This window comes from Mesorhizobium sp. AD1-1, assembly GCF_020164655.1.
GTDB classification, from domain to species: Bacteria; Pseudomonadota; Alphaproteobacteria; order Rhizobiales; family Rhizobiaceae; genus Mesorhizobium; species Mesorhizobium ciceri.
The window spans coordinates 86,282-111,735 of sequence record NZ_JAIUGP010000004.1; the positions used below are offsets into that span (position 1 = coordinate 86,282).

At 62.7% G+C, this 25,454-nt stretch carries 25 protein-coding genes; 20 read left to right on the forward strand and 5 right to left on the reverse strand.

Annotated elements, in window-relative coordinates:
• Positions 1-75: 75 nt before the first annotated feature.
• The 5 genes from LB519_RS10120 to LB519_RS10140 all read left to right on the forward strand — a co-directional run bounded on the left by LB519_RS10120 (position 76) and on the right by LB519_RS10140 (position 5,783).
• A complete protein-coding gene (locus tag LB519_RS10120) occupies positions 76-840 on the forward strand; it encodes an SDR family oxidoreductase (RefSeq protein ID WP_013532887.1) in 765 nt (254 codons plus the stop codon).
• Between the two features lie 419 nt (positions 841-1,259).
• A complete protein-coding gene (locus LB519_RS10125; RefSeq protein ID WP_024502602.1) occupies positions 1,260-2,234 on the forward strand; it encodes an ABC transporter substrate-binding protein in 975 nt (324 codons plus the stop codon).
• A 77-nt stretch (positions 2,235-2,311) separates the two neighbouring features.
• On the forward strand, positions 2,312-3,397 hold the full coding sequence (locus LB519_RS10130) for a glycine betaine/L-proline ABC transporter ATP-binding protein (RefSeq protein ID WP_224619747.1): 1,086 nt from the start codon (positions 2,312-2,314) through the stop codon (positions 3,395-3,397).
• Positions 3,394-5,376, forward strand: a complete 1,983-nt coding sequence (locus LB519_RS10135; RefSeq protein WP_224619749.1) for an ABC transporter permease — start codon at positions 3,394-3,396, stop codon at positions 5,374-5,376. The genes LB519_RS10130 and LB519_RS10135 overlap by 4 nt, the downstream gene beginning before the upstream one ends.
• Before the next feature lie 29 nt (positions 5,377-5,405).
• On the forward strand, positions 5,406-5,783 hold the full coding sequence (locus LB519_RS10140; RefSeq protein WP_013532891.1) for a GFA family protein: 378 nt from the start codon (positions 5,406-5,408) through the stop codon (positions 5,781-5,783).
• A gap of 15 nt (positions 5,784-5,798) precedes the next feature.
• Here the strand turns inward: LB519_RS10140 and LB519_RS10145 are convergent, their stop codons facing one another.
• Complete coding sequence (locus tag LB519_RS10145; protein WP_013532892.1) at positions 5,799-7,157, reverse strand: NAD(P)-binding domain-containing protein; 1,359 nt, start codon at positions 7,155-7,157, stop codon at positions 5,799-5,801.
• 317 nt (positions 7,158-7,474) lie between these two features.
• Between LB519_RS10145 and LB519_RS10150 the strand changes: the two genes are divergently transcribed.
• On the forward strand, positions 7,475-8,191 hold the full coding sequence (locus LB519_RS10150; protein WP_013532893.1) for a helix-turn-helix domain-containing protein: 717 nt from the start codon (positions 7,475-7,477) through the stop codon (positions 8,189-8,191).
• Positions 8,192-8,243: 52 nt separating this feature from the next.
• Here the strand turns inward: LB519_RS10150 and LB519_RS10155 are convergent, their stop codons facing one another.
• The 4 genes from LB519_RS10155 to LB519_RS10170 form a co-directional block, all read right to left on the reverse strand.
• Positions 8,244-9,284: a heme-dependent oxidative N-demethylase family protein gene (locus LB519_RS10155; RefSeq protein ID WP_224619751.1), complete on the reverse strand. Its 1,041-nt coding sequence runs from the start codon at positions 9,282-9,284 to the stop codon at positions 8,244-8,246.
• A 9-nt stretch (positions 9,285-9,293) separates the two neighbouring features.
• The gene (locus LB519_RS10160) at positions 9,294-10,259 is read right to left on the reverse strand and encodes a PDR/VanB family oxidoreductase (RefSeq protein WP_063167620.1); all 966 of its coding nucleotides are present in this window, start codon (positions 10,257-10,259) and stop codon (positions 9,294-9,296) included.
• Positions 10,256-10,852, reverse strand: a complete 597-nt coding sequence (locus LB519_RS10165) for a dimethylamine monooxygenase subunit DmmA family protein (RefSeq protein WP_024502596.1) — start codon at positions 10,850-10,852, stop codon at positions 10,256-10,258. The genes LB519_RS10160 and LB519_RS10165 overlap by 4 nt, the downstream gene beginning before the upstream one ends.
• Before the next feature lie 142 nt (positions 10,853-10,994).
• Entirely contained in the window at positions 10,995-12,128 is a 1,134-nt protein-coding gene (locus tag LB519_RS10170) for an aminomethyltransferase family protein (protein ID WP_224619753.1), read from the reverse strand.
• 285 nt (positions 12,129-12,413) lie between these two features.
• On the opposite strand from LB519_RS10170, the gene LB519_RS10175 reads away from it, so the two are divergent.
• From LB519_RS10175 to LB519_RS10240, 14 genes are all read left to right on the forward strand, one after another.
• A complete protein-coding gene (locus LB519_RS10175) occupies positions 12,414-12,701 on the forward strand; it encodes a hypothetical protein (RefSeq protein WP_013532898.1) in 288 nt (95 codons plus the stop codon).
• 12 nt (positions 12,702-12,713) lie between these two features.
• Positions 12,714-13,091, forward strand: coding sequence for a hypothetical protein (locus LB519_RS10180; RefSeq protein WP_013532899.1), 378 nt, complete (start codon positions 12,714-12,716; stop codon positions 13,089-13,091).
• Positions 13,092-13,126: 35 nt separating this feature from the next.
• Positions 13,127-13,288, forward strand: coding sequence for a hypothetical protein (locus LB519_RS10185; protein WP_013532900.1), 162 nt, complete (start codon positions 13,127-13,129; stop codon positions 13,286-13,288).
• Positions 13,289-13,302: 14 nt separating this feature from the next.
• Positions 13,303-14,706, forward strand: coding sequence for an APC family permease (locus LB519_RS10190; protein WP_224619755.1), 1,404 nt, complete (start codon positions 13,303-13,305; stop codon positions 14,704-14,706).
• Positions 14,707-14,751: 45 nt separating this feature from the next.
• The gene (locus tag LB519_RS10195) at positions 14,752-15,441 is read left to right on the forward strand and encodes a hypothetical protein (RefSeq protein ID WP_224619757.1); all 690 of its coding nucleotides are present in this window, start codon (positions 14,752-14,754) and stop codon (positions 15,439-15,441) included.
• Positions 15,438-15,761 (forward strand): hypothetical protein, encoded by a 324-nt coding sequence (locus LB519_RS10200; protein WP_013532903.1) that lies wholly within the window; start codon positions 15,438-15,440, stop codon positions 15,759-15,761. The genes LB519_RS10195 and LB519_RS10200 overlap by 4 nt, the downstream gene beginning before the upstream one ends.
• Before the next feature lie 104 nt (positions 15,762-15,865).
• On the forward strand, positions 15,866-16,762 hold the full coding sequence (locus LB519_RS10205) for a class II glutamine amidotransferase (RefSeq protein ID WP_063171619.1): 897 nt from the start codon (positions 15,866-15,868) through the stop codon (positions 16,760-16,762).
• Positions 16,763-16,766: 4 nt separating this feature from the next.
• Positions 16,767-17,492 (forward strand): GXGXG domain-containing protein, encoded by a 726-nt coding sequence (locus tag LB519_RS10210; protein ID WP_064995087.1) that lies wholly within the window; start codon positions 16,767-16,769, stop codon positions 17,490-17,492.
• 6 nt (positions 17,493-17,498) lie between these two features.
• A complete protein-coding gene (locus LB519_RS10215) occupies positions 17,499-18,827 on the forward strand; it encodes an FMN-binding glutamate synthase family protein (protein ID WP_010914750.1) in 1,329 nt (442 codons plus the stop codon).
• A gap of 60 nt (positions 18,828-18,887) precedes the next feature.
• Positions 18,888-20,195 (forward strand): type III glutamate--ammonia ligase, encoded by a 1,308-nt coding sequence (gene glnT, locus LB519_RS10220; RefSeq protein WP_224619759.1) that lies wholly within the window; start codon positions 18,888-18,890, stop codon positions 20,193-20,195.
• Between the two features lie 36 nt (positions 20,196-20,231).
• Positions 20,232-21,485 (forward strand): sarcosine oxidase subunit beta family protein, encoded by a 1,254-nt coding sequence (locus LB519_RS10225; protein ID WP_013532907.1) that lies wholly within the window; start codon positions 20,232-20,234, stop codon positions 21,483-21,485.
• 16 nt (positions 21,486-21,501) lie between these two features.
• Positions 21,502-21,777: a sarcosine oxidase subunit delta gene (locus tag LB519_RS10230; RefSeq protein WP_024502588.1), complete on the forward strand. Its 276-nt coding sequence runs from the start codon at positions 21,502-21,504 to the stop codon at positions 21,775-21,777.
• Complete coding sequence (locus LB519_RS10235; RefSeq protein WP_224619761.1) at positions 21,777-24,758, forward strand: sarcosine oxidase subunit alpha; 2,982 nt, start codon at positions 21,777-21,779, stop codon at positions 24,756-24,758. Before LB519_RS10230 ends, LB519_RS10235 begins: the two co-directional genes overlap by 1 nt.
• A complete protein-coding gene (locus LB519_RS10240) occupies positions 24,751-25,374 on the forward strand; it encodes a sarcosine oxidase subunit gamma (protein ID WP_224619762.1) in 624 nt (207 codons plus the stop codon). The genes LB519_RS10235 and LB519_RS10240 overlap by 8 nt, the downstream gene beginning before the upstream one ends.
• The last annotated feature ends 80 nt before the right edge of the window (positions 25,375-25,454 follow it).

Sequence of the window (25,454 nt, forward strand, 5' to 3'; positions counted from 1 at the left end):
GACGCCGCTTGCGCGCGGGCGCTTGATCGAAGCACGGCTCAGCGCATACCCTCCCTGGGACAGGGAGGACACTCGATGGATCTTTTCAAGCTGGATGGCGATGTCGCGCTGGTCACCGGCGCCGGCAGCGGCATCGGCCAGGCCATCGCGATCGGGCTGGCCGAGGCAGGCGCCGACATCGCCTGTTTTGGTCATGCGTCGAAAGGTGGGCTGGATGAAACGGCGCACCGGATCACGGCACTCGGCCGCAAGGCGCTGGTGCTGAACGGCACAGTGACATCGCAGAGCGATCTGGCGGCGGCGATCGATCGAGTCGAGAGCGAACTCGGTGCGCTGACCGTTGCGGTCAACAATGCCGGCATTGCCGGCTCCGAACCCGCCGAGACGATGCCGCTGGAGACGTGGCAGAAGGTGCACGAGGTCAATGTCGCCGGCGTGTTCCTGTCCTGTCAGGCCGAAGCGCGCAAGATGCTGGTGCGAGGCAAGGGCTCGATCATCAACATCGCCTCGATGTCGGGCACCATCGTCAACCGGGGCCTGACGCAGGCGCACTACAACTCTTCGAAGGCCGCCGTCATCCACATGTCCAGGAGTCTCGCTATGGAGTGGGCCGATCGCGGCCTGCGCGTCAATGTCGTCAGCCCGGGCTACACATTGACGCCGATGAACAAGCGGCCTGAGGTGGCCGAAGAGGTGAAGATCTTCAAGCGCGACACGCCGATGGGGCGCATGGCGGCGCCGGAGGAAATGGTCGGACCTACGGTGTTCCTGGCCAGCCGCGCAGCGAGCTTCGTCACCGGCCTCGACCTGATTGTCGATGGCGGCTACGTCTGCTGGTAGAGGTTCAACTTCGCAGGCAGTCTGAATTTATACGCCTCGCGCGGTGTTAGTCGTTGCGCGACATGAACCTTGATATATATAATTTCATCCCATGAAACTGGCTTGGCGAGATGGCGCTTGCCGGGTCGACAGCCGAGAACATGAGACCTTGATGGCTCGCACCCTGCAAGGCGCCGCAAGACTGGCAATCGATCCGCAGATGACCGCCCCCGCAGCGATCCGTCGGCAACCATGACGCCGACACTGCAGTCCTGTTCCATCATCACTAGAATTGAGCACCATCTTGCCTGCGCCGGCCAAAGCCGGGGCAACAATCTGGCGCCGACGGCCTTGCGCAAAGACCAGCCTTTCCAACACAATCAAGAAAAGCCGCAAGAAGGGAACGAACGATAATTTTCACAGCTTGAAGGAGAACAAGCATGTCACTTCGCAGTGTGATTTCGACCTTAACAATGGGAACCTTCGCACTCGCCGCGGCGAGTGCACTGACACCTTCCGCCCAAGCCGCCGCACCAGAATCCAACGATCCGATCAAGATCGCGCTGTTCGACTGGACCAGCGTCAATCTGAACGCCAAGATCCTTGGCGGTATCCTGGAAAAGCTCGGCTATACCGTCGAGTATCCCACGGCCGACTACCTCTCCAGCCTGACCACGGGCCTCACCAATGGCGATCTCGATGTCGGCCTGGAGTTCTGGGACACGACCGCCGGCGAAGCCATGAAGGCCTCCGATGCGACCGGCCAGACCGAACGGCTGGGCAAGCTCGGACCCAAGGCCAAGGAAGAGTGGTGGTTTCCGGAATACATGAAGGAGAAATGCCCGGGCCTGCCCAATTGGGAAGCGCTGAAGGACCCGAAATGCGCCGAAGCCTTCTCGACGGCGGAGACCGCACCGAAGGGACGCTATCTCGGCGGCCCGGTGACATGGGAAGGCTTTGACGACGAGCGCGTCGAGGCGCTGAAACTGCCCTTCACCGTCATCCATGCCGGCACCGACGCGGCGATGTTCGCCGAGCTCGATTCCGCCTATCAGCGCAAGGCGCCGATCATGCTGTGGATCTATTCGCCGCATTGGGCGCCGGCCAAGTACAAGGGCGAGTGGGTTGAATTCCCGGAATACACGCCAGAGTGCTACAACGACCCGAAATGGGGCGTGAACCCCGACGCCAAATATGACTGCGGCAAGCCGCATGGCGAGATCTGGAAATACTCCTGGTCCGGCATGAAGGACAAATGGCCGGTCGCCTACAAGGTGGCCAAGGCCTACACGATCGACACCGATGAGCTCAACAAGATGAGCGGCGAGATCGATCTCGGCGGCAAGACACCGGAGGACGTCGCAGCTGCCTGGATCTCCGCCCACGAGGCCGACTGGAAAGCCTGGGCGCAGTGATCGTTCCGACTGGAAAAATGAGACCCGGCTGCTGACCAGCCGGGCCTCACTTGTTGATATTCCAGAGGGACGTTCGAATGACGGACAGGACTGAACAGGAGCCAAACACCGCGGGCGCGCCAAAAGACGCTCGTCCGGTAAAGCTTGCCTGCCGCAATGTCTGGAAATTGTTCGGATCGAACGCGGCCAATTTCATCCGTGAACGTGACGGCAAGGCCAGCATTGCCGACGTCACGGCTGCCGGGCTGGTCGGCGCGGTGCGCGCCGTCGACCTTGAAATCCGCCAGGGCGAGATTTTCATCATCATGGGCCTGTCGGGCTCCGGCAAGTCGACGCTGGTGCGCTGCATGTCGAGGCTGGTCGAGCCGACCCACGGCAAGGTCGAATTCGAGGGCAATGACCTGCTGAAAATCTCCGATGCAGCACTCATCGAATTGCGACGACACCGCATGGGCATGGTGTTCCAAAATTTTGCGCTGTTGCCGCATCTCAACGTGCTGGAGAACATCGCCTTCCCACTCAGCATCCAGGGGCAGGACCGGGCGACACGCGAAGCAAGGGCGCGCGAGGTCATCGAGCTTGTCGGCTTAAGGGGTCGCGAGCATTTCTATCCGCGCGAACTGTCCGGCGGCCAGCAGCAGCGTGTCGGCATCGCCCGCAGCCTGGCGACAAAACCGGAAATCTGGTTCCTCGACGAGCCGTTCTCGGCGCTCGATCCGCTGATCCGCCGCGAGATGCAGGACGAGCTGATGCGGTTGCAGATGATGCTGCACAAGACCATCGTCTTCATCACCCATGATTTCGACGAGGCCATCCGGCTGGCCGACCGCATCGCCATCATGAAGGATGGCGAGGTCATCCAGATCGGCACGCCGGAGGAACTGGTGGTCAATCCGGCGACCGACTACGTCGCCGAGTTCACCCGCGACGTCGACCGCGCCAAGGTGATCTCGGCACGCAGCCTCATGCGCGCCTGCGACGGCTCGGAGCACGGCGGAACGGTGGCGCCGGAGGCCAAGATATCCAGCTTTTCCGCCAGCATCGTTGCCGCCAACAAGCCGTTCGCGGTCGTCAACGGCAGCGGCAAGCCGATCGGCGAGGTGACGCCGCAAGCGGTGATCGATCTGCTGGCCGGCATTGAGCGTTCCGGAGCCGGCACATGACGGTGACGGCAAGCGCCGGCGAAACACGGTCGCGCCCGGTTCAGGTCTGGCTGCTCGTCTGGGCGGTGGCACTCGCGGCCGCGCTTGTCGTGTTCCTGTTGCAAGACCACCTGCCCTGGGCGGTCAATTATCCGGCCAGCGCCGTCGTGCCGGTCGCCGATTGGATCAGCGCGCTGATGCGCTGGATCAAGTCGAACCTGTCGTGGCTCACCCGCTCGATCACCGCTGTGCTCGGCGTTCCGCTCGATTTCGCGCTCAATCTGCTGGCCAAGAATTTCAAGATCGGTCACGGCGCGGACGCCTATGTCCTGCCGCGGCTGTCCTGGGTCGGCGTCTGTGCTGCCGCCTTCATCGCCGGGCATGCTGCCGGCGGCAGAAAACTCGGCCTGCTGGTCGGCGGCTGCTTTCTCTATATCGCGCTGTTCGGCCAATGGACCAGCGCCATGCTGACGCTTGGGCTGATCTCCATCGCCGTGCCGTTCTGCATCGTCACCGGGCTGTTCGCCGGCATCTGGGCGTGGCGCAAGCCGTGGGCCGAAAGGCTCATCGTCTCCCCTGCCCTTGACCTGATGCAGACGATCCCGACCTTCGCCTATCTCATCCCAATGCTGCTGCTGTTCGGCAACAGCCCGGTCTCGGCGATGATTGCGACCGCCATCTTCGCCACCCCGCCGATGGTGCGAGCAACGATGCTCGGCCTATCGCGGGTGCCGTCGGAGATCGACGATTTCAGCGAAATGGCCGGCTGCACGGCGCAGCAGAAACTGTGGCGGGTGCTGCTGCCGTCGGCGCGGCCGACATTGATGGTCGGCGTCAACCAGGTCATCATGCTGGCGCTGAACATGGTGATCATCGCTTCGATGATCGGTGCCGGCGGCCTCGGCTACGACGTGCTCCTGGCGCTACGCGCGCTGAAGGTCGGCGAGGCGATGGAAGCCGGCCTTGCCATTGTGGCACTCGCCATCGCACTCGACCGGCTGAGCCAGGCCATCGCGCACAGCCAAGCAAAGGGCCATGTCCATCAGGAGGTAAGCCCGAGCCTCTGGCGGCGCTACCCCAACCTGACGCTGGCCATCGCCATCCTTGTCGTGACAACACTGTCCGGCCTGTTCGTGCCGGCCTTGGCAGTGGTGCCGAAAGCGATCACTTTCACCACGGCGCCGCTGTGGAAGGCGGCGGTGAACTGGGTGACCATCAATTTCTTCGACACGATCGAAGCGTTTCGCGTGGCGCTCATACTCAATCTCCTAAACCCGCTGCGCGCCTTTTGCGAGGGCTTTCCGTGGCTCGGCGCCGTCTTCCTGCTCGGCCTTGCCGGCTATCAACTCTCCGGCCTGCGTCTCGCCGTCCTCGTCGCCGCGCTGACCGCCTTCTGCGCCATCACCGGCCTGTGGGAAAAGACCATGGCGACGGTCTATCTCTGCGGTATTTCGGCCTTCATCGCCTGCCTGATCGGCATCCCGATCGGGCTGATGGCTTCACGCAGCGACCGGTTCGAGAAAATCGTCACGCCGGTCATCGATACGCTGCAGGTGCTGCCATCCTTCTGCTTCATCATCCCGGTGGTGATGCTGTTTCGGGTCGGCGACGTCACCGCCATGATCGCGACGATCGCCTTCGCCGTGGTGCCGGCGATCCGCTACACCAATCACGGCATCAGGCAGGTGCCGCCGGCGCTGATCGAGGCGGCCAAGGTGTCGGGCTGCACGCCGCGCCAGACCTTCTTTCGCGTGCAACTGCCGCTGGCGCTGCCGGAAATCATGCTGGGCGTCAACCAGACGATCCTGATGGCGCTGGCAATGATCATCATCTGCGCCATGGTCGGCACCCGCGATCTAGGCCAGGAAGTGTTCATCGCGCTGTCCAAGGCCGATTCCGGCCGCGGCATCGTCGCCGGTCTCGCCATCGCCTTCATCGGCATCGTCGCCGACCGGCTGTTCAACGCCTGGACGGCGAAGGCGCGCGCAAGGCTGGGTTAGGATTAGCCGCCCCGACACAGGAGAGAATGATGACCGGCCGGATCGCTCACTGCACCTGCGGCCAATTGCAGATCCGCTGCCCGCAAGAGCCGGCCAAGGTCTCGCTTTGCCATTGCCTGGACTGTCAGCGGCGGACCGGCAGTCCGTTCGGGATCGCCGCTTTCTTCGATGCCGCCGAGACAGAGATCAGCGGCTCATTCCAGACATTCCAACGCGATTCCGACAGCGGCTTTCCCGTCACCTTCCATTTCTGCGGAACGTGCGGCTCAACGGTCTTCTGGTATCCGTCACGAAAACCGGCGGCGGTAGCCGTCGCAGTCGGCTGCTTCGGAGACCCGGCATTTCCGGCGCCGACGCAGTCTGTTTATGGCGAGAGTCGCCACGGCTGGGTCGAGGCGCCGGCCTGACGGCAAGCCCACTCGTTATTCCGCCGCAACGCCCTTCACCTCGAGATAGCTCTCCATCGAATCATCGAGCGCCTGCAGCCACGGCGTATGATGCAGCGGCGCCATGGTGCCGGTCATCAGCGAGCGGTAGGCGTGGTCGCGGAAGCTCATAATGTCTTCGCCCTTGTGGTGTTCCCATTCCATGAAGGTCTGGTTGACCGCCTCGACGTCGAAACCGGGATAATCGGTCTGGTCCATCAATTCCTTGGTGTAGTCGCCCTGGAACCAGATCATCTGCTCGGCGTCTTCCAGCGTTTCCTCACGCGCGCGCCACTTCGCGCCGTGAGCGGCCATCGCCTCGGCCGAGGGCAGCTTGATGCGGCCCATGATGACGTCGCGGGCAAACCAGGCCTGCGCGTCGAACATATTGAAGGTGTAGAACTGATCCTGCATGCCGATATAGGAAAGCTGTGGGTTCTTCTCCCAGACGACGCCTTCATAGAGATCGAGCGGCCACATGCGGTTGGCTGTCTTGAGCTTCAGATCGTCGGTCAGGAAGGGGAAGGAATGCAGGTAGCCGGTGCACAGGATGATGGCGTCGACATCCTTGGTCGTGCCATCCTTGAAATGCGCGGTTTTGCCGACGACCTTCTGCAGCAGCGGCACCTCTTTCCAATTCTCCGGCCATTTGAAACCCATCGGCTTCGAGCGGTAGCTGGAGGTGATGGATTTGGCGCCGTATTTGTAGCATTGCGAGCCGATGTCCTCGGCCGAATAGGAGCGGCCGATGATCAGGATATCCTTGCCCTTGAACTCCATCGCGTCGCGGAAATCATGGCTGTGCAGGATGCGGCCATTGAAGGTGGAGAAACCCTCGAAATAGGGCACGTTGGGTACCGAGAAATGCCCGGAGGCGACGACGACATTGTCGAACTCTTCGGAATAAGTGACGTCGTTGGTGCGGTCATGCGCGGTGACGGTGAATTTCTTCGTCTCGTCCGAAAACGTCACCATGCGCACCGGGCTGTTGAAGCGCACCCATTTGCGCAGGCCTGATTTCTCGACGCGGCCCTTGATGTAGTCCCACAGCACGGCGCGCGGCGGATAGGAGCCGATCGGCCGGCCGAAGTGCTCCTCGAAAGTATAGTCGGCGAATTCCAGGCATTCCTTTGGTCCGTTCGACCAGAGATAGCGATACATGGAACCGTGCACCGGATCGCCATGCTCGTCGAGACCGGTGCGCCAGGTGTAGTTCCACAGGCCGCCCCAGTCCGACTGCTTTTCGAAGCAGACGATCTCGGGAATGTCGGCGCCCTTGTCGGCCGCCGATTTGAAGGCCCTGAGCTGTGCCAGGCCGGATGGGCCGGCTCCGATGACGGCAACGCGACTTTTCATGGCAGGCCTCCCGATCTGGTTTCGACTTTTGCCTTGACGCAACTCCCAAGGGGAAAGCGCTATGCGCTTTCCCGGAATTGCTCTTACGAAACAAATTTCACTCACAGGGACAGTAATTGGCCCTTTCGTGCTGTCAACAGCCCGGTGCGGAAACAACGTTCCGCCGATGTGGATTTCCCGCAAAAAACCGGACGCGGCCAAACGCCGGATCGTGCGCATGCGCTTTCAGGCGACTTGCCGTCGCAGTTGCGCTGCTGTATCGGCACCTGACATGTTCACCTAGAGTGAAATAAATCCGCAGGAGTGCCGGGGGCGACATGGCGAAGAAGGTTTCCGATTCCAAGGCTGGTCCAGCCGGTGCAAAGGCCAAGCCGCAGCCAAAGGTCTCGGCCGACGGGAAAACCATCCGCGCGCCGCTGACGCAGAACCCGCATGCCATTCGCGACACGCGCGAAAAGGTGCTGGAGGTGGCGATCGGCCGCGAGGTGCGCGCCTTCCGCAAGAAGCTCGGCATCACCGTCGCCGATCTGGCGGTCGCCACCGACATTTCGCTGGGCATGCTGTCGAAGATCGAGAATGGCATCACCTCGCCGTCACTGACCACCTTGCAGGCGCTGTCGCGGGCGCTCGGCGTCCCGGTGACGGCCTTCTTCCGCCGCTTCGAGGAAGAGCGCAGCGCCGTTTTCGTCAAGGCCGGCCAAGGCCTCGATGTCGAGCGCCGCGGCACGCGCGCCGGTCACCAGTACAATCTGCTCGGCCATATCGGCTCCAATACCAGCGGCGTCGTCGTCGAGCCCTATTTGATCACGCTGACCGAGGATTCCGACGTGTTTCCGACCTTCCAGCACGAGGGCATGGAGTTCCTCTATATGCTCGAGGGCGAGGTCGTTTACCGGCACGGCAGCAATCTCTACCCGATGAAGCCCGGCGACAGCCTGTTCTTCGACGCCGACGCGCCGCACGGGCCGGAACAGCTGACGAAACTGCCGATGCGGTATTTGTCGATTATCTGCTATCCGCAGAGCGCGGGTTGAGCGGGACTCGATCTCTCCACGAGGGGGAGATCGGCAGCTTCGCGGGCGTCGCTCAATCCGGTCCGAACCCAGGGCTCGTCGGGCTGCCGTCGTCGAGCTTCGACAGCCACTCGACCAACGTTGACCTATATCGGGTCAGGCCCTTGTAGTTGGCGAGTTCGTCGGGCAGGTCGCGGATGACGCGGTGCAGGCGCCGGGCCCATTTTGGTTGCGTCACCAGCTCGTCCATCTTGATCAGATAGCAGCGGATCGGGAAGACGATGCCGTTCGAGCGCGGCAGGCGCCAAAAACTCTGCAGCTCGACGCGCAGATGCACTTTGTCGCCGACATTTTCCGGCGTCACCGTCGCCCGGTCCGGACCCCATTTGTGATAGTTTTCGGGGCTGGTGTCGAGGCGCGGATTGATGGTCATCGTCCAGTTCAGGCGCCTGGCCGGCTTGCCTTGCTGGATGTTGGTGAGGAATTTCAGCGCCCTGACAAAAATCCCCTTCTCATGCGCCAGCGGCACCGGCGCGTGCCATTCGAAAAAGTTCATGCCGATGTCGAAATCGAGCGACCAGTCGGCTTGGGTGGTGACCATGCCGGCATCCATCCACAGATTGCCGTCGCGCTGGTCGAGGATGCAGAAGTCGCCCTGGCTCTGGCGGGTGATGTACTCCATCGGGCCGTAAGGCAGCGTCGAGGCGTCGCCGAAGGTGAAGGTGTCGTCGATGCCGAGCGGCCGGTTGATCCAGCGCCAGCGGTCGCCGTCGCGGGTCAGCGTGAAATGCTCGGGATAGCCCAGCGCCTGCTGCTCCATCAGCAGTTCCAGCAAGTCCCAACCGGCCAGCGTCATGTGCGGCAGCGACTGGCAGCGCAGCGGGTCCTCGGCCAGCACCAGCGCGCGGTCCTGCATCTCGGCGACATAGTGCTCGTCGACGTCGATCAGGTTTTCCAGCACGCTGCCTTTCGGCCCGACGACATGCGGCTCGATGTTGACCGCATACATGTAGGCGTCTTCGTGGAAAGGGAACGGGAAGCGCCTGATGTGCTCAGGGCTGTTCCTGAAGGTGAAGTCGTCGCGGAACGTTTCCTTGCGAAAGGTGATGCCCATGATTTCCTCCTAGCGCTCCAGGACCAGCGACCGGCCCTCGAAGCGCGACACGCACGGCATGATCTTCTTGCCCGAACGGTGCTCTTCCTCGCTCAGCCAGTGGTCGTTGTGGATGAACTTGCCGTCGCAAGAGATGACGTTGGTTTCGCACTGGCCGCAGACGCCGCCGCGGCAGAGATAGGGCGGATCGACGCCGGCCGCTTCGATCGCTTCCAGCAGGCTCTGCTGCTCATCGACGCGGATCGTCTTGCCGCTGACGGCAAGCGTCACGTCGAAAGGCAGGCCAGGCTGGGGGGCCGCGAAATGCTCGAAATGCACAGTTTCCGATGGCCAACCGAGGCTTGCCGCGCGATCACGCACCCAGTTGATCATGCCGGCCGGGCCGCAGACATAGAGATGCGTGCCGAGCGGCTGCGTCGACAGCAGCCGGTCGAGTTCGATGCGCTCGTCAAGGTCGTCATGATAGAGCCTGACCCGTCGGTCGTAGCGCTCGCGCAGCACATCGGCGTAGGTGCCGAGCGATGCGGTGCGGCAGGTGTAGTGCAGTTCGAAATTGCCGCCTTCCGCCGCAAGCTGAGCGGTCTGCGCCATGAACGGCGTGATGCCGATGCCGCCGGCCAGCATCAGATGCTTTTTGGCGCGCAGGTCGAGCGAGAACAGATTGACGGGATAGCTGACCACCATCTCCATGCCGGGCTTGACGTTCCGGTGCATGAACAGCGAGCCGCCGCGGCCGACATCGTCGCGGCGCACCGAGATCGTGTATTCGCGCGTGTCGAGCGGCGAGCCCATCAGCGAATAGGGGTTGAGCCTGGTGCGTTCGCCGTCGCGCATCTCGACCACGACATGGGCGCCGCCGGAAAAGGTCGGCAGCAACTCGCCGTCGCGCCGGCGGAAATGGAAGCGGGTGACGAGGTCGTTGACCGGGACGACGTCGCTGACCACGACATCGAGTTTTGTTGTTCCGGCGCTCATCGGAAAACCTCCTCCATCGGAGGAATCTCGCTGCGATCCTCGGCGTTGATGCAGACGCCCTGGAACGCCGCGATGCGCCTGGAATAATGATCGCGCACCAGAAGCAGCAGGCCGCAATGCGCGCAGGTCGCCGGCTGCGTCGTCACATTCTCGGTGATGCCCTTGCAGTGGACGCATTGCATGCGCCGCGCCAGCGAACCGCGGTGCTCGGTCTGGATCGAAGTGTGGTCGATGCCGGCTTCAAGCGCCACCTGCATCGCCTGGCCGATCAGGCCCTCAGTGCCGGCGAGATAGAGGCGCAGGCCCATATGCGCATTTGCCAGTGTCTGCCTAAGCCGTGGCAGCAGGCTGGCGAAGGATGGCGACAGATGAAACTGCACCGGTCTCAGCGCTTCGAGGGCTGCGGTGTGTTTGCCGTCAGGCCCGGGAATGAAGACGATTTCGGCGTCGTCGAAAAACCCGGGCGGCGCCCTCCCGGCCATCTCCGCTATCGCCAGCGCCCCTTCCGCATCCGCGATAAAAAGATGATGCTTGCCGGGCTGCGGAGACAAGGTTCCGTAAACAGGCCGGCTGATGATGCTTTTGGCTGCCATTTAAGTCTTCGTGCCTTCGAGCGCTTCACCGTTTCATAGAAACGGCGGACCGCTCTATCTCTTTGCTTTGACGCAATTCCGGACGGAAAACCGTTTCACACTTTTCCTGGAATTGCTCGAACCCCTCGCCGTCGACTATGCCTCAACCTTTCGCCGTGCGCTTGGTCTTCTTGGGATCGTCGAATGGCAATGGCTGGGCGATGGCCTTGATGGCGCCGCTCCTGTTGCGGATTTCGAGCTTGGTGTCCTTGACCGCGCAGTCGACGTCGAGGCGGGCGATGCCCATCGATTTCTCGACCAGCGGCGAATACATGGCGCAGGTCACCACGCCCACCTTCTTGCCGTCACGATAGACCGGCGCACCCTCATCGGCCGGCTCCTTGCCGTCGAGCAGAACGCCGTAGATCTTGAAGCGCTCCTTACCCTTGAGGCGATAATGCTCCTCGGCGCCGCGAAAGCCGGTCTTTCCGGGGCTGACGGTGAAGTCGAGGCCGAGTTCCCACAGCGTGTCGCCGGGTCCTTCGTTCTCGAACGGGTATTTCTGCGAATTGTCGTAGGGGTAGAACAGCAAGTAGCTTTCCACCCGCAGCATGTCGAGGGTGGTGAAGCGGCACGGAATGATGCCGGCGCTCTTGCCCTCGTCGAGAATCCTGTCCCAGATCGTGCCGGCATCCTGGCCGCGGCAGAAGATCTCGTAGCCGCGCTCGCCGGTGTAGCCGGTGCGCGAGATCATGACGGGCAAACCGAACAGTTGCGTCTGCATATGATGGAAATAGTTGAGGTCGCGAATGCCCGGCACGTGCTTGGCCAGATAGTCGACGGCGGTTGGCCCCTGCAGCGAAAGATCGTGCAGATTGTCGTCGAAGCGCAGCGACACGTCGCGGCCCATAGCCGCCCGCTGCAACTCCTCATGACCGGTGCCCGAACCATGCACGACCATCCAGGCATTGGGGCCGGTGCGGTAGAGGATGCAATCGTCGGTGAATTTTCCCGCCTCGTTCAGCATGCAGGCATAGGCCGACTTACCGGGGTAGATCTTTTCGACGTCGCGCGTCGTCGCCAGGTCGATCAGGTGTGAAGCATGCGGCCCGGTGATGTGCACCTTCTTGAGGCCGGAGACATCCATCAGGCCAGCCTTGGTGCGGATGGCGATGTACTCCTCGTCGGCATCCTTGTCGTAGGTCCAGGCGGTTCCCATGCCGCTCCAGTCTTCGAGCTTCGAACCGAGCGCTCGGTGGCGATCCGCCAGGGTCGAAAATCTCCAGGATGCCGTCATCCGCTCGTCCTCCGTTTCGATAAAGCTCTGCTGTTCCCTGCCCCCTGCGCAGTGGCGGGAGCTTTGACCGAATATTGATCGCAAACGCCAGGACGCCGCAATACCCATAAGCAATTAATTTCATTGTCAGGCAAAATCCGCCGCGCAAAGCAAACGGTTAACCTCACGTAAATCGCGCTTGACAATTGCGGGATTCGGACTGAATTTATGAAAAAAATTTCACTCTCTTGAAAGAGGCAGCGGCCGGCCAATTCGGGGCCTGGCGTTGGAAAAAGGGGAAAACCGATGTCAGACATGCAACAGCGCATCGAAGCGCTGTACCGTTCCGACGTGCGCGGATCTGCGCTCCTGATCGTCTGCCTGTGGGCGACGATCCTCTTCGTTCTCCTCATGACATGGCCCTACATCCCGCACAGCGGCATCAAGGCCGTGGTCGCGATCGCCGCCGCCGCCGTGCTGATCTTCAACACGGCCGCCATCCTGGCGATGGTCAAGCACTACAAGGAAGACAAGGAATTCATCTACGGGCTCGACATCAAGAACGCCGACGCATTCCGCAACCGCAAGTCCTGAGGGGTAGAAGAAATGTCCCGCTACACGCCGCCGGAGCAGAGCAAGGCCGGGCAGGTTTTCGACATCGCCGTCGTCGTCGTCGCCATTTTCGTGGCGCTGTGGCTGCCGCTGAAACTGGGCCTCGCCGGTGCGGCGAAATCCATCGACGCGCTCGACGCCAAGACGTGGGAAGCGCTCGGCCAGAACCCGACCATGGCCTCGATCTGGGAAAAGCTCGGCTACACGCCCGAGACCGCGCACGACATCATCCAGAACCGCTTCCATTATGTCATCGACTGGCCGACGCTGATCATAATGGCTGCGGTGCTGATAGGCTATTTCGTCTTCCTGTTTCGCGCATCCGACCGCGAATATCGCGACGTCATCAACGAAAAATTCGACGACAAGTAAGAGTTCTGAGGACGATTTAATTCGGGGACACGATCATGTGGGTGGCACTCTCTTACGCATGCTGGGGCATCTCGATCGTGCTCGCTTTGTGGATGCTTTACGACTGGTTCAAGGTCGACACGACCTTCTCCGAAGAGGTGCTGACCTCGTCGCGCGAAGGCGAACTGGAAGCCACTTCCGAAAAACACCGGATCTGAGTGAGGATTGAACAATGACGATCGCACTTGAACCGGCTGCCCCGGCTGTCCAAGGGGACAGAGTTTCACTCCTGCGCGTGCTCGGACCGGCCCATGTCTGGGCGCTCGGCGTCGGCATCGTCCTGGTCGGCGAATTCACCGGCTGGAATTTCTCGGCGGACAAGGGTGGCGCGCTGGCCGCGCTCATCGTCTGCTGGGTCGTCGGATTGCTCTACACCTCGGTCGCGATGATCGATTCCGAGGTGACATCGACCGTGGCCGCCGCTGGCGGCCAGTATGCGCAGGCAAAGCACATCGTCGGACCGCTGATGGCGTTCAACATCGCGCTGTTCCTGGTCTTTGCCTACACGATGCTCGAAGTGTCCGACGCCATCCTGCTCGGCGACACCATCGTCGCCAAGGCCGGCGTCGAAGGGCTCACCCATAATTCCTTCATCGCCGCGACCATCGTCGTGCTGGCGTGGCTGAACTATCGCGGCGTGCTGATGACGCTCAACGTCAACTTCGTCATCACCGCGATCGCCTATATCTCGATCGTCATCCTGTTCTTCTCGGTCAGCCCGTGGACGCAAGGCGCGGTGCTGAAGCTGAACGAACTGGTCACCCCAGGCAATGCGCTTCCCTATGGCTGGATCGGCGTCATCGCCGCCTTCCAGTTCGGCATCTGGTACTATCTCGGCATCGAAGGCACCACACAGGCCGCCGAGGAAGTGCGCTCCCCGGCCCGCTCGCTGCCTTACGGCACCATGGCCGGCATGATCACGCTTTTGATCGCGGCGGCCATGACCTGGTATGTCTGCGCCTCGCTGATGCCCTGGGAATATCTCGGCATCACCTACTATCCACTGTGGGACGCCGGCAAGCTGACCGGCAGCCCGCTGCTCGAGAACCTGTTGTTCGTCGCCACGCTGCTGGCGGCGCTGGCGTCGGCCAATGGCTGCATCAACGATGCGGCGCGCGCCTGGTTCTCGCTCGGCCGTGACCGCTATCTGCCGACATGGTTCTCGGCCGTGCATCCGAAATATCGCACGCCCTATCGCTCGATCCTGTTCCTGCTGCCGATCGCGCTGGCCTTCGCCTTCATCGCCGACCTCAACCAGGCGATCACCTTTTCGATCCTGTCGGGGGTGCTGCAATACACGTTCATGAGCATCAACATCATCATGTTCCGCAAGAAGTGGCCGTTGGGCTCGATCCGCCGAGGCTACACCCACCCCTTCCATCCGATCCCGGCCATGGTGCTGTTCTGCCTGTGCGTGGTGACCTTCTTCGCCATCTTCCTCGGCTTCGGCTCGCAGCTGATCGCCATGGTCGCCTTCTACTTCCTGATCTCGCTGTGGTTCCACTTCTACCGTTACAAATTCGTGCGGCGCGGCGACCAGTTCACCATGCCGTGGCCAAAGCCGCAGGGTTATTGATGGGAGTAGGCCCGTCCGGATCCCGGGCGGGCCTGGCATGAGAAAATGTCCGATCTGACATCAGCACTGCTGGCCGGGGCCATTGTCCTGGTTGTCGTTCTCCACCTTGCCTGGCAAGCGCGTTCCAGCCGCAGCAGGGCATCGATGGCGCTCGCCGTCGAGCAGGACCGCATCCGCACAATCATCGCCGATGCTGCCAATGTTTCGGATGGCACCGCCGGCGTCATCACCTGGGAAGGATCCTGGAACAGCAAACGTGTCCAGGTGCGCACCATCGTCGATACGCTGGCGACGCGCAAACTGCCGGCGCGCTGGCTCAGTGTTTCGATCACCGAAGAGGTCGCGGTACCAGCCACCTTCGACATGATGATGCGGCCGGGCTCGCCGACGACCTTCTCCAATTTCGATCATCTCGAGCATACGCTGCCCAAGGCTCCGGGATTTCCCGCCGAGTCGGTGCTGCGCACCGACCGCAGGGCGGCGCGCTTTCCGCAAGGCCTGATCGCCAGCCATATCGAGATCTTTTCCGAAGGGCGCGCCAAGGAACTGCTGATCACGCCCAAGGGTATACGCATCGTCTGGCTTCTGGCCGAAGCCGAGCGGGCGCGCTATGGCGTTTTCCGGCAGGCCGAATTCGGCGACGCCGCACTCGATCCCGCGCTGATCGAAAGGCTGCTGATGTCGGTGTCGGCGCTTCGCGACGCGATCAACAAAAGCGAACGGCAGGCCGCATGACCAGTTCCGCCACTGCACCCACCAATCCCTATCTGGTTCTCGGCGCCGCAATCGTGCTGCCGGGAAGCGGGCACGTCATTCTGGGCGTGCCGGTGCGCGGCCTTCAATTCCTTTTCTTCATGGTGATCCTGGCATGGGTGACGGCCAAGATCGCGCCGCCCGATGCCAGCTTCGTCGGCCGTCACGCCGGCGGCTTCCTGATCTATGCTTTGTCGATCCTGGACGCCTACAAGCTCGCCCGCATCCGCACCGCCAAATGGGTTCACAACGCCCGGCAAGGCAACGATAGTGGGCAGAGCGGCATTGAGACGCATAGGTAACTAGAGGAATATTTTTTTCATACGATTGAATTTGCGAACCTCATTCGATACATCATTTCAGAGTTGCAAACGATCTCTTAGCTACAAAACGTCGGGAGGCTGACATGTGTGGAATTGTCGGACTGTTCTTGAAGGACAAGTCGCTGGAACCCCAGCTTGGCGCGATGCTGTCGCAGATGCTGATTTCGCTCAGCGATCGCGGTCCCGATAGCGCCGGCATCGCCATCTATGGCGCGCCGTCCAAGAATGAGGCCAAGATCACCATCCAGTCGGCCAAGCCCGACCGCGATTTCCGCGGCCTCGAGGCGGAGCTCGCCAAGGCCATCGGCACGCCGGTGACGATCTCGGTGAAATCCACCCATGCAGTCGTCAGGACCACGCCTGCCAAGATCGATGAAGCGCGCGAAACCATCCAGGCGCTGCGCCCCGACATCCGCATCATGGGCGCCGGCGACGTGGTCGAGATCTACAAGGAAGTCGGCCTGCCCGAGGCTGTCGTCGATCGCTTCGATGTCCGCAAGATGACCGGCACACATGGCATCGGCCACACCCGCATGGCGACGGAATCGGCGGTGACGACGATGGGCGCGCATCCGTTCTCGACCGGCGCCGACCAGTGCCTGGTGCACAATGGCTCACTGTCGAACCACAACAATGTCCGCCGCGAACTGATCCGCGAAGGCATGACCTTCGAAACCGAGAACGACACCGAAGTCGCTGCCGCCTATCTCTCGTCACAGATGGCGCATGGCAAGAATCTCGGCGAGGCGCTGGAAGGCACGCTCTCCGACCTCGACGGCTTCTTCACCTTCGTCGTCGGCACCAAGAACGGCTTTGGCGTGGTGCGCGATCCGATTGCCTGCAAGCCAGCCGTGATGGCCGAAACCGACCAATATGTCGCCTTCGGCTCGGAATATCGCGCGCTGACCAAACTGCCCGGCATAGACAATGCGAGGGTCTGGGAACCCGAGCCCGCAACCGTCTATTTCTGGGAGCATTGAGTTCATGCCGGCAACCACGCTTTCAAAAACCGCGGCACACGACCCTCGGGTCTTCGATCTCGACCAGTTGTCGCTGCGCGAACTCAACCAGGCGCTGCACAATCTGGCTCCCGGCTCGAACGAAACGGCATGGGAAGTGCTGAACCCGAAAGGCAGCCATTCGGTGGCCGTTGGCGTCGACCAGCCTGTTGCCATCGATGTGCGCGGCAGCGTCGGCTATTACTGCGGCGGCATGAATTCCGGCAGCACCATTACCGTGCATGGCTCGGCAGGGCCTGGAGTCGGCGAGAACATGATGTCGGGCTCGATCACCATCAAAGGCGACGCCAGCCAGTATGCCGGCGCCACCGGCAAGGGCGGCCTGCTGGTCATCGAAGGCAACGCCTCGTCGCGCTGCGGCATTTCGATGAAGGGCATCGATATCGTCGTGCATGGAAATATCGGCCATATGTCGGCCTTCATGGCGCAGTCAGGCAATCTGGTGGTGTTGGGCGATGCCGGCGATGCGCTCGGCGATTCCATCTACGAGGCGCGGATCTTCGTGCGCGGCAAGGTCGACAGCCTCGGCGCCGACTGCATCGCCAAGGAAATGCGGACCGAGCATCTGGAATTGCTGCAGGGCCTGCTCGACCGCGCCGGCGTCACCGGCGTCAAGCCGTCGGAGTTCAAGCGCTACGGCTCGGCGCGTACCCTCTATAATTTCAATATCGACAACGCCGACGCGTATTGAGGCAGCATGACCTACAGGAACCCGCCGACGACGCCGCGCAAATCCGCGACCTTCGACGACTACACGCTTTCCGAGATCCGCCGTGCCGCGGCGACCGGCATCTATGACATCCGTGGCGCCGGCGCCAAGCGCAAGCTGCCGCATTTCGACGACCTACTGTTCCTCGGCGCCTCGATCTCGCGTTACCCGCTCGAAGGCTATCGCGAGCGCTGCGACACATCGGTCGTGCTCGGCTCTCGCCATGCCAAGAAGCCGATCGAGTTGAAGATTCCGATCACCATTGCCGGCATGAGCTTCGGCTCGCTGTCGGGTCCGGCCAAGGAAGCGCTCGGACGCGGCGCTACCCTGTCGGGCACCTCGACCACGACGGGCGACGGCGGCATGACCGAGGAGGAGCGCGGCCATTCCAAGCAACTGGTCTATCAATATCTGCCCTCGCGCTACGGCATGAACCTGCGCGATCTGCGCCGCGCCGATGCGATCGAGGTCGTCGTCGGCCAGGGCGCCAAGCCGGGTGGCGGCGGCATGCTGCTTGGCCAGAAGATTTCGGATCGTGTCGCCGAAATGCGCACGCTGCCGAAAGGCATCGACCAGCGCTCGGCCTCACGCCATCCCGACTGGACTGGACCCGACGATCTCGAGATCAAGATCCTCGAATTGCGCGAAATCACCGACTGGGAAAAACCGATCTACGTCAAGGTCGGCGGCGCGCGCCCCTATTATGACACGGCGCTTGCCGTGAAGGCCGGCGCCGATGTCGTTGTCGTCGACGGCATGCAGGGCGGCACCGCCGCCACCCAGGAAGTGTTCATCGAAAATGTCGGCCAGCCGACGCTTGCCTGCATCAGGCCGGCCGTGCAGGCGCTGCAGGACCTCGGCATGCACCGCAAGGTGCAGCTGATCGTCTCCGGCGGCATTCGCAACGGCGCCGATGTCGCCAAGGCGCTGGCGCTCGGCGTCGACGCGGTCTCGATCGGCACGGCGGCCCTTGTCGCGCTCGGCGACAACGATCCGCGCTGGGAGGCGGAGTACAACGAGCTTGGCACCACGGCCGGCGCCTATGACGATTGGCACGAGGGTCGCGACCCCGCCGGCATTACCACGCAGGATCCGGAACTGATGAAGCGGGTCGATCCGGTGGCTGCCGGGCGCCGGCTGGCGAACTACCTCAAGGTGATGACCCTTGAGGCTCAAACGATCGCCCGCGCGTGCGGCAAGAACAGCCTGCACAATCTCGAACCCGAGGACCTGGTCGCGCTGACGATCGAGGCAGCCGCCATGGCCGGCGTGCCGCTGGCCGGCACCAACTGGATACCGGGGAAGAACGGCTTCTGATCAACGAAGGGCCGATTCCCGCATACTCGGGAACAACAATCGATAAAATGGGGAACTACCGTGGCAACTGATCTTGCTGAATTCGCAAGGGCGAAAAACGTCAAATATTTCATGATTTCCTACACTGACCTGTTCAGTGGCCAGCGTGCCAAGCTGGTGCCGGCGCAGGCGATATCAGACATGCAGAAGGACGGCGCCGGCTTTGCCGGTTTCGCCACATGGTTGGACCTGACGCCGGCGCATCCCGACATGCTTGCGGTGCCAGATCCGGATTCGGTGATCCAGCTGCCGTGGAAGCCTGAGGTCGCCTGGGTGGCGGCCAACTGCATCATGGACGACAAGGAGGTCAACCAGGCGCCGCGCAACACACTGAAGCGGCTGATCGCGGAAGCCGCCAGCGACGGCATGCATGTCAAGACCGGCGTCGAGGCCGAGTTCTTCCTGATCTCGCCTGACGGCAAGACGATCTCCGACGAATACGACACGGCCTCAAAACCCTGCTACGACCAGCAAGCGGTGATGCGGCGCTACGACGTCATCGCCGAGATCTGCGACCACATGCTGGCGCTCGGCTGGGGCGCCTATCAGAACGACCATGAGGACGCCAACGGCCAGTTCGAGATGAACTGGGCCTTCGACGACGCGCTGGCGACCGCCGACAAGCACTCGTTCTTCAAATTCATGGTCAAGTCGATCGCGGAAAAGCATGGCCTGCGCGCGACCTTCATGCCGAAGCCCTTCCAGGGCCTGACCGGCAATGGCTGCCATGCGCATATCTCGGTCTGGGACAAGGCCGGCAAGACCAACGTCTTCGCCGACAATTCGATGGAGCTCGGCCTGTCGGCCAAGGGCAGGAATTTCCTCGGCGGCATCATGAAACATGCCTCCGCACTGGCCGCGATCACCAACCCGACGGTGAATTCCTACAAGCGCATCAACGCGCCGCGCACCATTTCGGGCGCGACCTGGGCACCGAACACGGTGACCTGGACCGGCAACAACCGCACCCACATGGTGCGGGTGCCCGGCCCCGGCCGCTTCGAGCTGCGGCTGCCGGATGGGGCGGCCAATCCCTATTTGCTGCAGGCCGTCATCATCGCGGCCGGCCTCGACGGCATCCGCTCCAAGGCCGATCCGGGCAAGCGCCACGACATCGACATGTACCAGCTCGGCCATACCGTCACAGACGCACCGAAGCTGCCGCTCAACCTGCTCGACGCGCTGCGTGAGTTCGACAATGACAAATCGCTCAAGGCGGCGCTGGGTGAGGAATTTTCGTCGGCATATCTAAAGCTGAAGCAGCAGGAATGGAATTCCTATGCTTCGCACTTCACGCAATGGGAGCGCGACCACACGCTGGATATTTGACCACCAGCGCGACGCGAGCGACCTCGGAATGAACTGATGAAATATTCGATCTTCTCGCTCGCTCGTGCCGCCCTGTCCGGCCACAAGAACTGGCAGCGCACCTGGCGCGACGCCACGCCGAAGGATCGCTACGACGTGGTGATCATCGGCGGCGGTGGGCACGGGCTGGCCACCGCCTGGTTCCTCGCCAGCGAGTACGGCATCAAGAATGTCGCCGTGCTCGAAAAAGGCTGGATCGGCTCCGGCAATGCCGGCCGCAACACCACCATCATCCGCTCCAATTACGGTCTGCCCGGCAACACCGGCTTCTACGAATTGTCGATGAAGCTGTGGGAGCGGATGGAGCAGGACCTCAACTACAATGCGATGGTCAGCCAGCGCGGCGTCATCAACCTCTACCATTCCGACGCGCAGCGCGACGCCTATGCGCGGCGCGGCAACACCATGCGCATCAACGGCATCGACGCCGAACTGCTCGACCTCGCTGCCGTCAGGAAGATGATCCCGTTCCTGAACTTCGACAATGCGCGCTTTCCCGTGCAAGGCGGGCTGTTGCAGCGGCGCGGCGGCACGGCGCGGCACGATGCGGTGGTCTGGGGCTATGCGCATGCGGCGAGCGAACTCGGCGTCGACATCATCCAGAATTGCGAAGTCACCGGCTTCGTCAGAGACGCCAATGGCAAGGTGACCGGCGTCGAGACGTCGCGCGGCAAGATCGGCGCCGGAAAGGTTGGCATGGCGGTCGCCGGCTCCTCGTCGCGCGTCGCGGCAATGGCCGGCCTGCGCCTGCCGATCGAGAGCCATGTGCTGCAGGCCTTCGTCTCCGAGGCGATCAAGCCGCTCATCCCGGGCGTCATGACCTTCGGCGCCGGCCATTTCTACGTCAGCCAGTCCGACAAGGGCGGCCTCGTCTTCGGCGGCGATATAGACGGCTACAATTCCTACGCCCAGCGCGGCAACATGCCTGTGATGGAAGACGTCTGCGAGGGCGGCATGGCGCTGATGCCGATGATCGGCCGCGTGCGCCTGCTGCGCCAGTGGGGCGGCATCATGGACATGTCGATGGATGGTTCACCGATCATCGACAAGACGCCCGTCGACGGGCTCTATCTCAACGCGGGCTGGTGCTATGGCGGCTTCAAGGCGACGCCAGGGTCCGGTTTTGTCTTTGCGCACCTCCTGGCTCGCGACGAGTCGCATGAAGAAGCGGCACGGTTCCGCCTAGACCGGTTCCGAACTGGCGCCATGATCGACGAAAAGGGCCAGGGCGCCCAACCGAACCTGCATTGAAGGCGGTTTAGAAGAAATGCGCATTGCCTGTCCTTTCTGCGGTGAACGCGAACTCGGCGAGTTCACCTATCTCGGCGACGCCAAGCCGGTGCGGCCCGAGGCCGGCGCCTCGGAAGACGAGGTCTTCGACTATGTCTATCTGCGCGACAATGTCGCCGGCGCGACCAGCGAATATTGGTACCATGGCGGTGGTTGCCGGGCTTGGCTGAAGGTCACCCGCAACACGCTGACGCACGAGATTTCCTCCATCGAACCGGCGGCTGGTGCCGGCGCTGCGAAGGTTGGTGCGTGATGGCCGGCGCGCAGACACACCGGCTCGGCAATGGCGGGCTTGTCGACCGCTCGGCACCGCTGAACTTCCGTTTCGACGGCAAGGCTTTCTCCGGCTTCCAGGGCGACACGCTCGCCTCGGCGCTGATCGCCAACGGCGTCAAGCTGGTCGGCCGCTCATTCAAATACCATCGCCCGCGCGGCATCCTGACTGCGGGCTCGGAAGAACCCAATGCGCTGGTCGAGCTGCGCACCGGCGCACGGCGCGAGCCGAACACCAAGGCGACGACGGCCGAACTCTATGACGGGCTCGAGGCCGCCAGCCAGAACCGTTGGCCGTCGCTGCGCCACGACGTGATGTCGGTCAACCAACTGTTCGCGCCGATCTTCGTTGCCGGCTTCTACTACAAGACATTCATGTGGCCGGCGAAGTTCTGGGAAGCTATCTATGAGCCGGCGATCCGCCGCGCCGCAGGCCTTGGCCGTGCCGCCGGCATCGCCGATCCCGACCATTACGACAAGGCATGGGCGCATTGCGACGTGCTGATCGCCGGCTCCGGCCCGGCTGGCCTGGCCGCGGCATTGGCAGCCGGCCGCTCTGGCGCCCGCGTCATCCTGTGCGAAGAGGATTTTGTCCTCGGCGGCCGTCTGCTGTCGGATGGCGGAATGATCGACGGCGAACCCGCGGCCGAGTGGATTTCGCGGACGCTGGCTGAACTGGCTGGTATGCCCGACGTCCGCGTCATGACCCGCACGACGCTGTTCGGCGTCTACGATGGCGGCACCTATGGCGCCATTGAGCGGGTCAACGACCATTTGCCCTCGCCGCCCGAGCACCAGGTGCGCCAGCGCCTGTGGCGGATCGTGGCGAAGCGCTGCGTCGTGGCAGCCGGCGCCATCGAACGGCCGATCGTCTTTGCCGGCAACGACACGCCCGGCGTGATGATGGCCTCCGCCATGCGCACCTATGTCGCGCGCTACGCCGCTACACCGGCAAAACGGATCGCGCTGTTCACCAACAATGAGGACGGCTGGCGCACGGTCGAAGCGGCCCTCGGTGCCGGCCTGCAGATCGCGGCGGTCATCGATGCACGGCCCGAAATATCGCCGGCGCATCGTTCGCTGGCCTCGAAGGGCGGCTTCCCGGTGCTGCACGGTTCCGTCAGTGGCGTCGACGGCGGCAAGGATGGCGTCAGGAAAATCGCGGTGTCGCTGACCGGCGGCGCGCGCGCCGAGGTCGAAGCGGACGGGCTAGCCGTTTCCGGCGGCTGGAACCCGGCGGTCGGGCTGACCTCCTATCATCGCGGCCGGCCGAAATGGCGCAGCGACATCTCCGCCTTCGTGCCCGACGGCGCGCCTCCAGGCATGGTCGCCGCAGGTGCCGCCAATGGTGCCTTTGACCTTGGCGCCTGCCTGAGCCAGGGATTTGCCGCTGGCGCGGCAGCGGCGCGTGACACGGGGCACAATGGTACGGCGGGCGCCGCGCCTGCCGCCGATGACGAGGCTTTTTCGCTGACGCCGCTCTGGCATGTCGCGGGCAAGGGAAAAGCCTTTGTCGATTACCAGCACGATGTCACCGCTTCCGACATCGAGCTGGCGCAGCGCGAGGGTTTTGAATCGGTCGAGCATCTGAAGCGCTACACCACGCTCGGCATGGCGACCGACCAGGGCAAGACCTCCAACGTCGCCGGCCTCGCCATCATGGCGGCGGTAACAGGCAAATCCATTCCCGAGACCGGCACGACCATCTATCGCCCGCCTTACGTGCCCGTCGCCATCGGCGCCTTTGCCGGACACTATCGCGATGAGACTTTTCATGCAACGCGGCTGACGCCGTCGCATCACTGGGCGGTGGAACAAGGTGCTGTCTTCGTCGACACCGGTCTTTGGAAACGGGCGCAGTGGTACCCCCGCGCGGGCGAGAAGGACTGGCTGGAATCGGTGACGCGCGAGGTCAAGGCGGTGCGCTCAGGCGTCGGATTCTGCGATGTCTCGACGCTCGGCAAGATCGACGTGCACGGTCCGGATGCCGGCGCCTTCCTCGACCGCGTCTACATCAACACCTTCTCCAGTCTTGCAGTGGGCAAGGCGCGCTACGGTCTGATGCTGCGCGAGGATGGCATCGTCTATGACGATGGCACGACGTCGCGGCTGGCCGAAGACCACTATTTTCTCACCACCACCACGGCCAAGGCCGGTCTGGTGATGCAGCATCTCGAATTCTGTCGGCAGGTGCTGTTTCCCGAACTCGATGTGCAGCTGACCTCGGTTTCGGATCAGTGGGCGCAATTCTCGATTGCCGGACCCAAGACACGCGACTTGCTGAAGGAGATCGTCGATCCGGCCGAGGACCTGTCGAACGAAGGCTTTCCGTTCATGGGCGCGCGCGAAGTGACATTGCGCGGCGGCCTCAAGGCGCGGCTGTTCCGCATCTCGTTCTCCGGCGAAATGGCCTTCGAGATCTCGGTACCGGCACGCTTCGGCGATGCGATGGCGCGCAATCTGATGCTGGCCGGCGCGCCATTCGGCGTGACGCCTTACGGCACCGAGGCGCTCGGCGTCATGCGCGTCGAAAAGGGCCACATCGCCGGACCGGAACTGAGCGGCACGACGACAGCGGCCGATCTTGGTCTGGGCAAGATGATGTCGACCAAGAAAGACTATATCGGCCGCGTCATGGCCGGACGCGAGGCGCTGGTAGCCCCGGATCGCCAGGTCGTCGTCGGCATCAAGCCGACGGACGAGACACGCCGGTTGCGCTCCGGCGCACACATCATCCCGAAGGGGCAGACGCCCGGCCCCGGCAACGACCAAGGCTATGTCACCTCGGTCTGCTTCTCGCCGACGTTGGATCAGTGGATCGGGCTCGCGCTTGTCGAACGCGGCCGCGAACGCATCGGCGAGATCGTGCACGCGCATGATCCATTGCGCGGCGAAGACTATGACGTCGAACTCTGCAATCCCGTCTTCTACGACCCGGATGGAGGGCGCCAGCGTGGTTGAGTTTTCCTGGGCTCCCCGCAGTCCGCTTGAAAAGGCGCTCGTTGCCGGCGTGCATGGTGCACGCGGTATTGAGGTCGGCGTCTCGCTGACCGAGATCCGCAATTTTGATCTGATCCAGGTGATGGCGCGGCGCGGCCAGGCGGCCGAGCTGGGACAAGCCGCCAAGGCTCGGTTTGGTGTTGCTGTCCCTGATGCGCCCAAGGCGGTGCGGACTTCGGACGCAACGCTGATCTGGTCGGGACCGGACCAGTTCTTCGTGCTGTCGAAGGGCGGCAAGCACACGATGCAGACGCTGGAGCCCGCATTGTCCGGCTCGCTGTCGGACCAGTCGCATGCGCGGGTTCTGGTCAGCATCTCCGGCGCCAAGGCGCGGACAATGCTGGCGAAACTGTCGTCGATCGATTTGCATCCCGATGCGTTTCCGGTTGGCGCCGCCGCCGCGACGTCGATGGATCACACCAGCGTCACGCTCTGGCGCGACAGTGATCGGACGGATGGGCAGGCGGTGTTCAACGTTCTGATGTTTGCGACGTTTGCCGAGAGCCTTTGGCATACGATGCTGGATTCGGGCGCGGAGTACGGCGTCGACATCGACCATACAGAGAGACTGGCTTAGCCTTGGCTAGTCTTCCCTTCTCCCACAACAAGGGGAGAAGGGAAAGCGCGCGCCACCTCCGCCTTGCCAAACCCAACCGC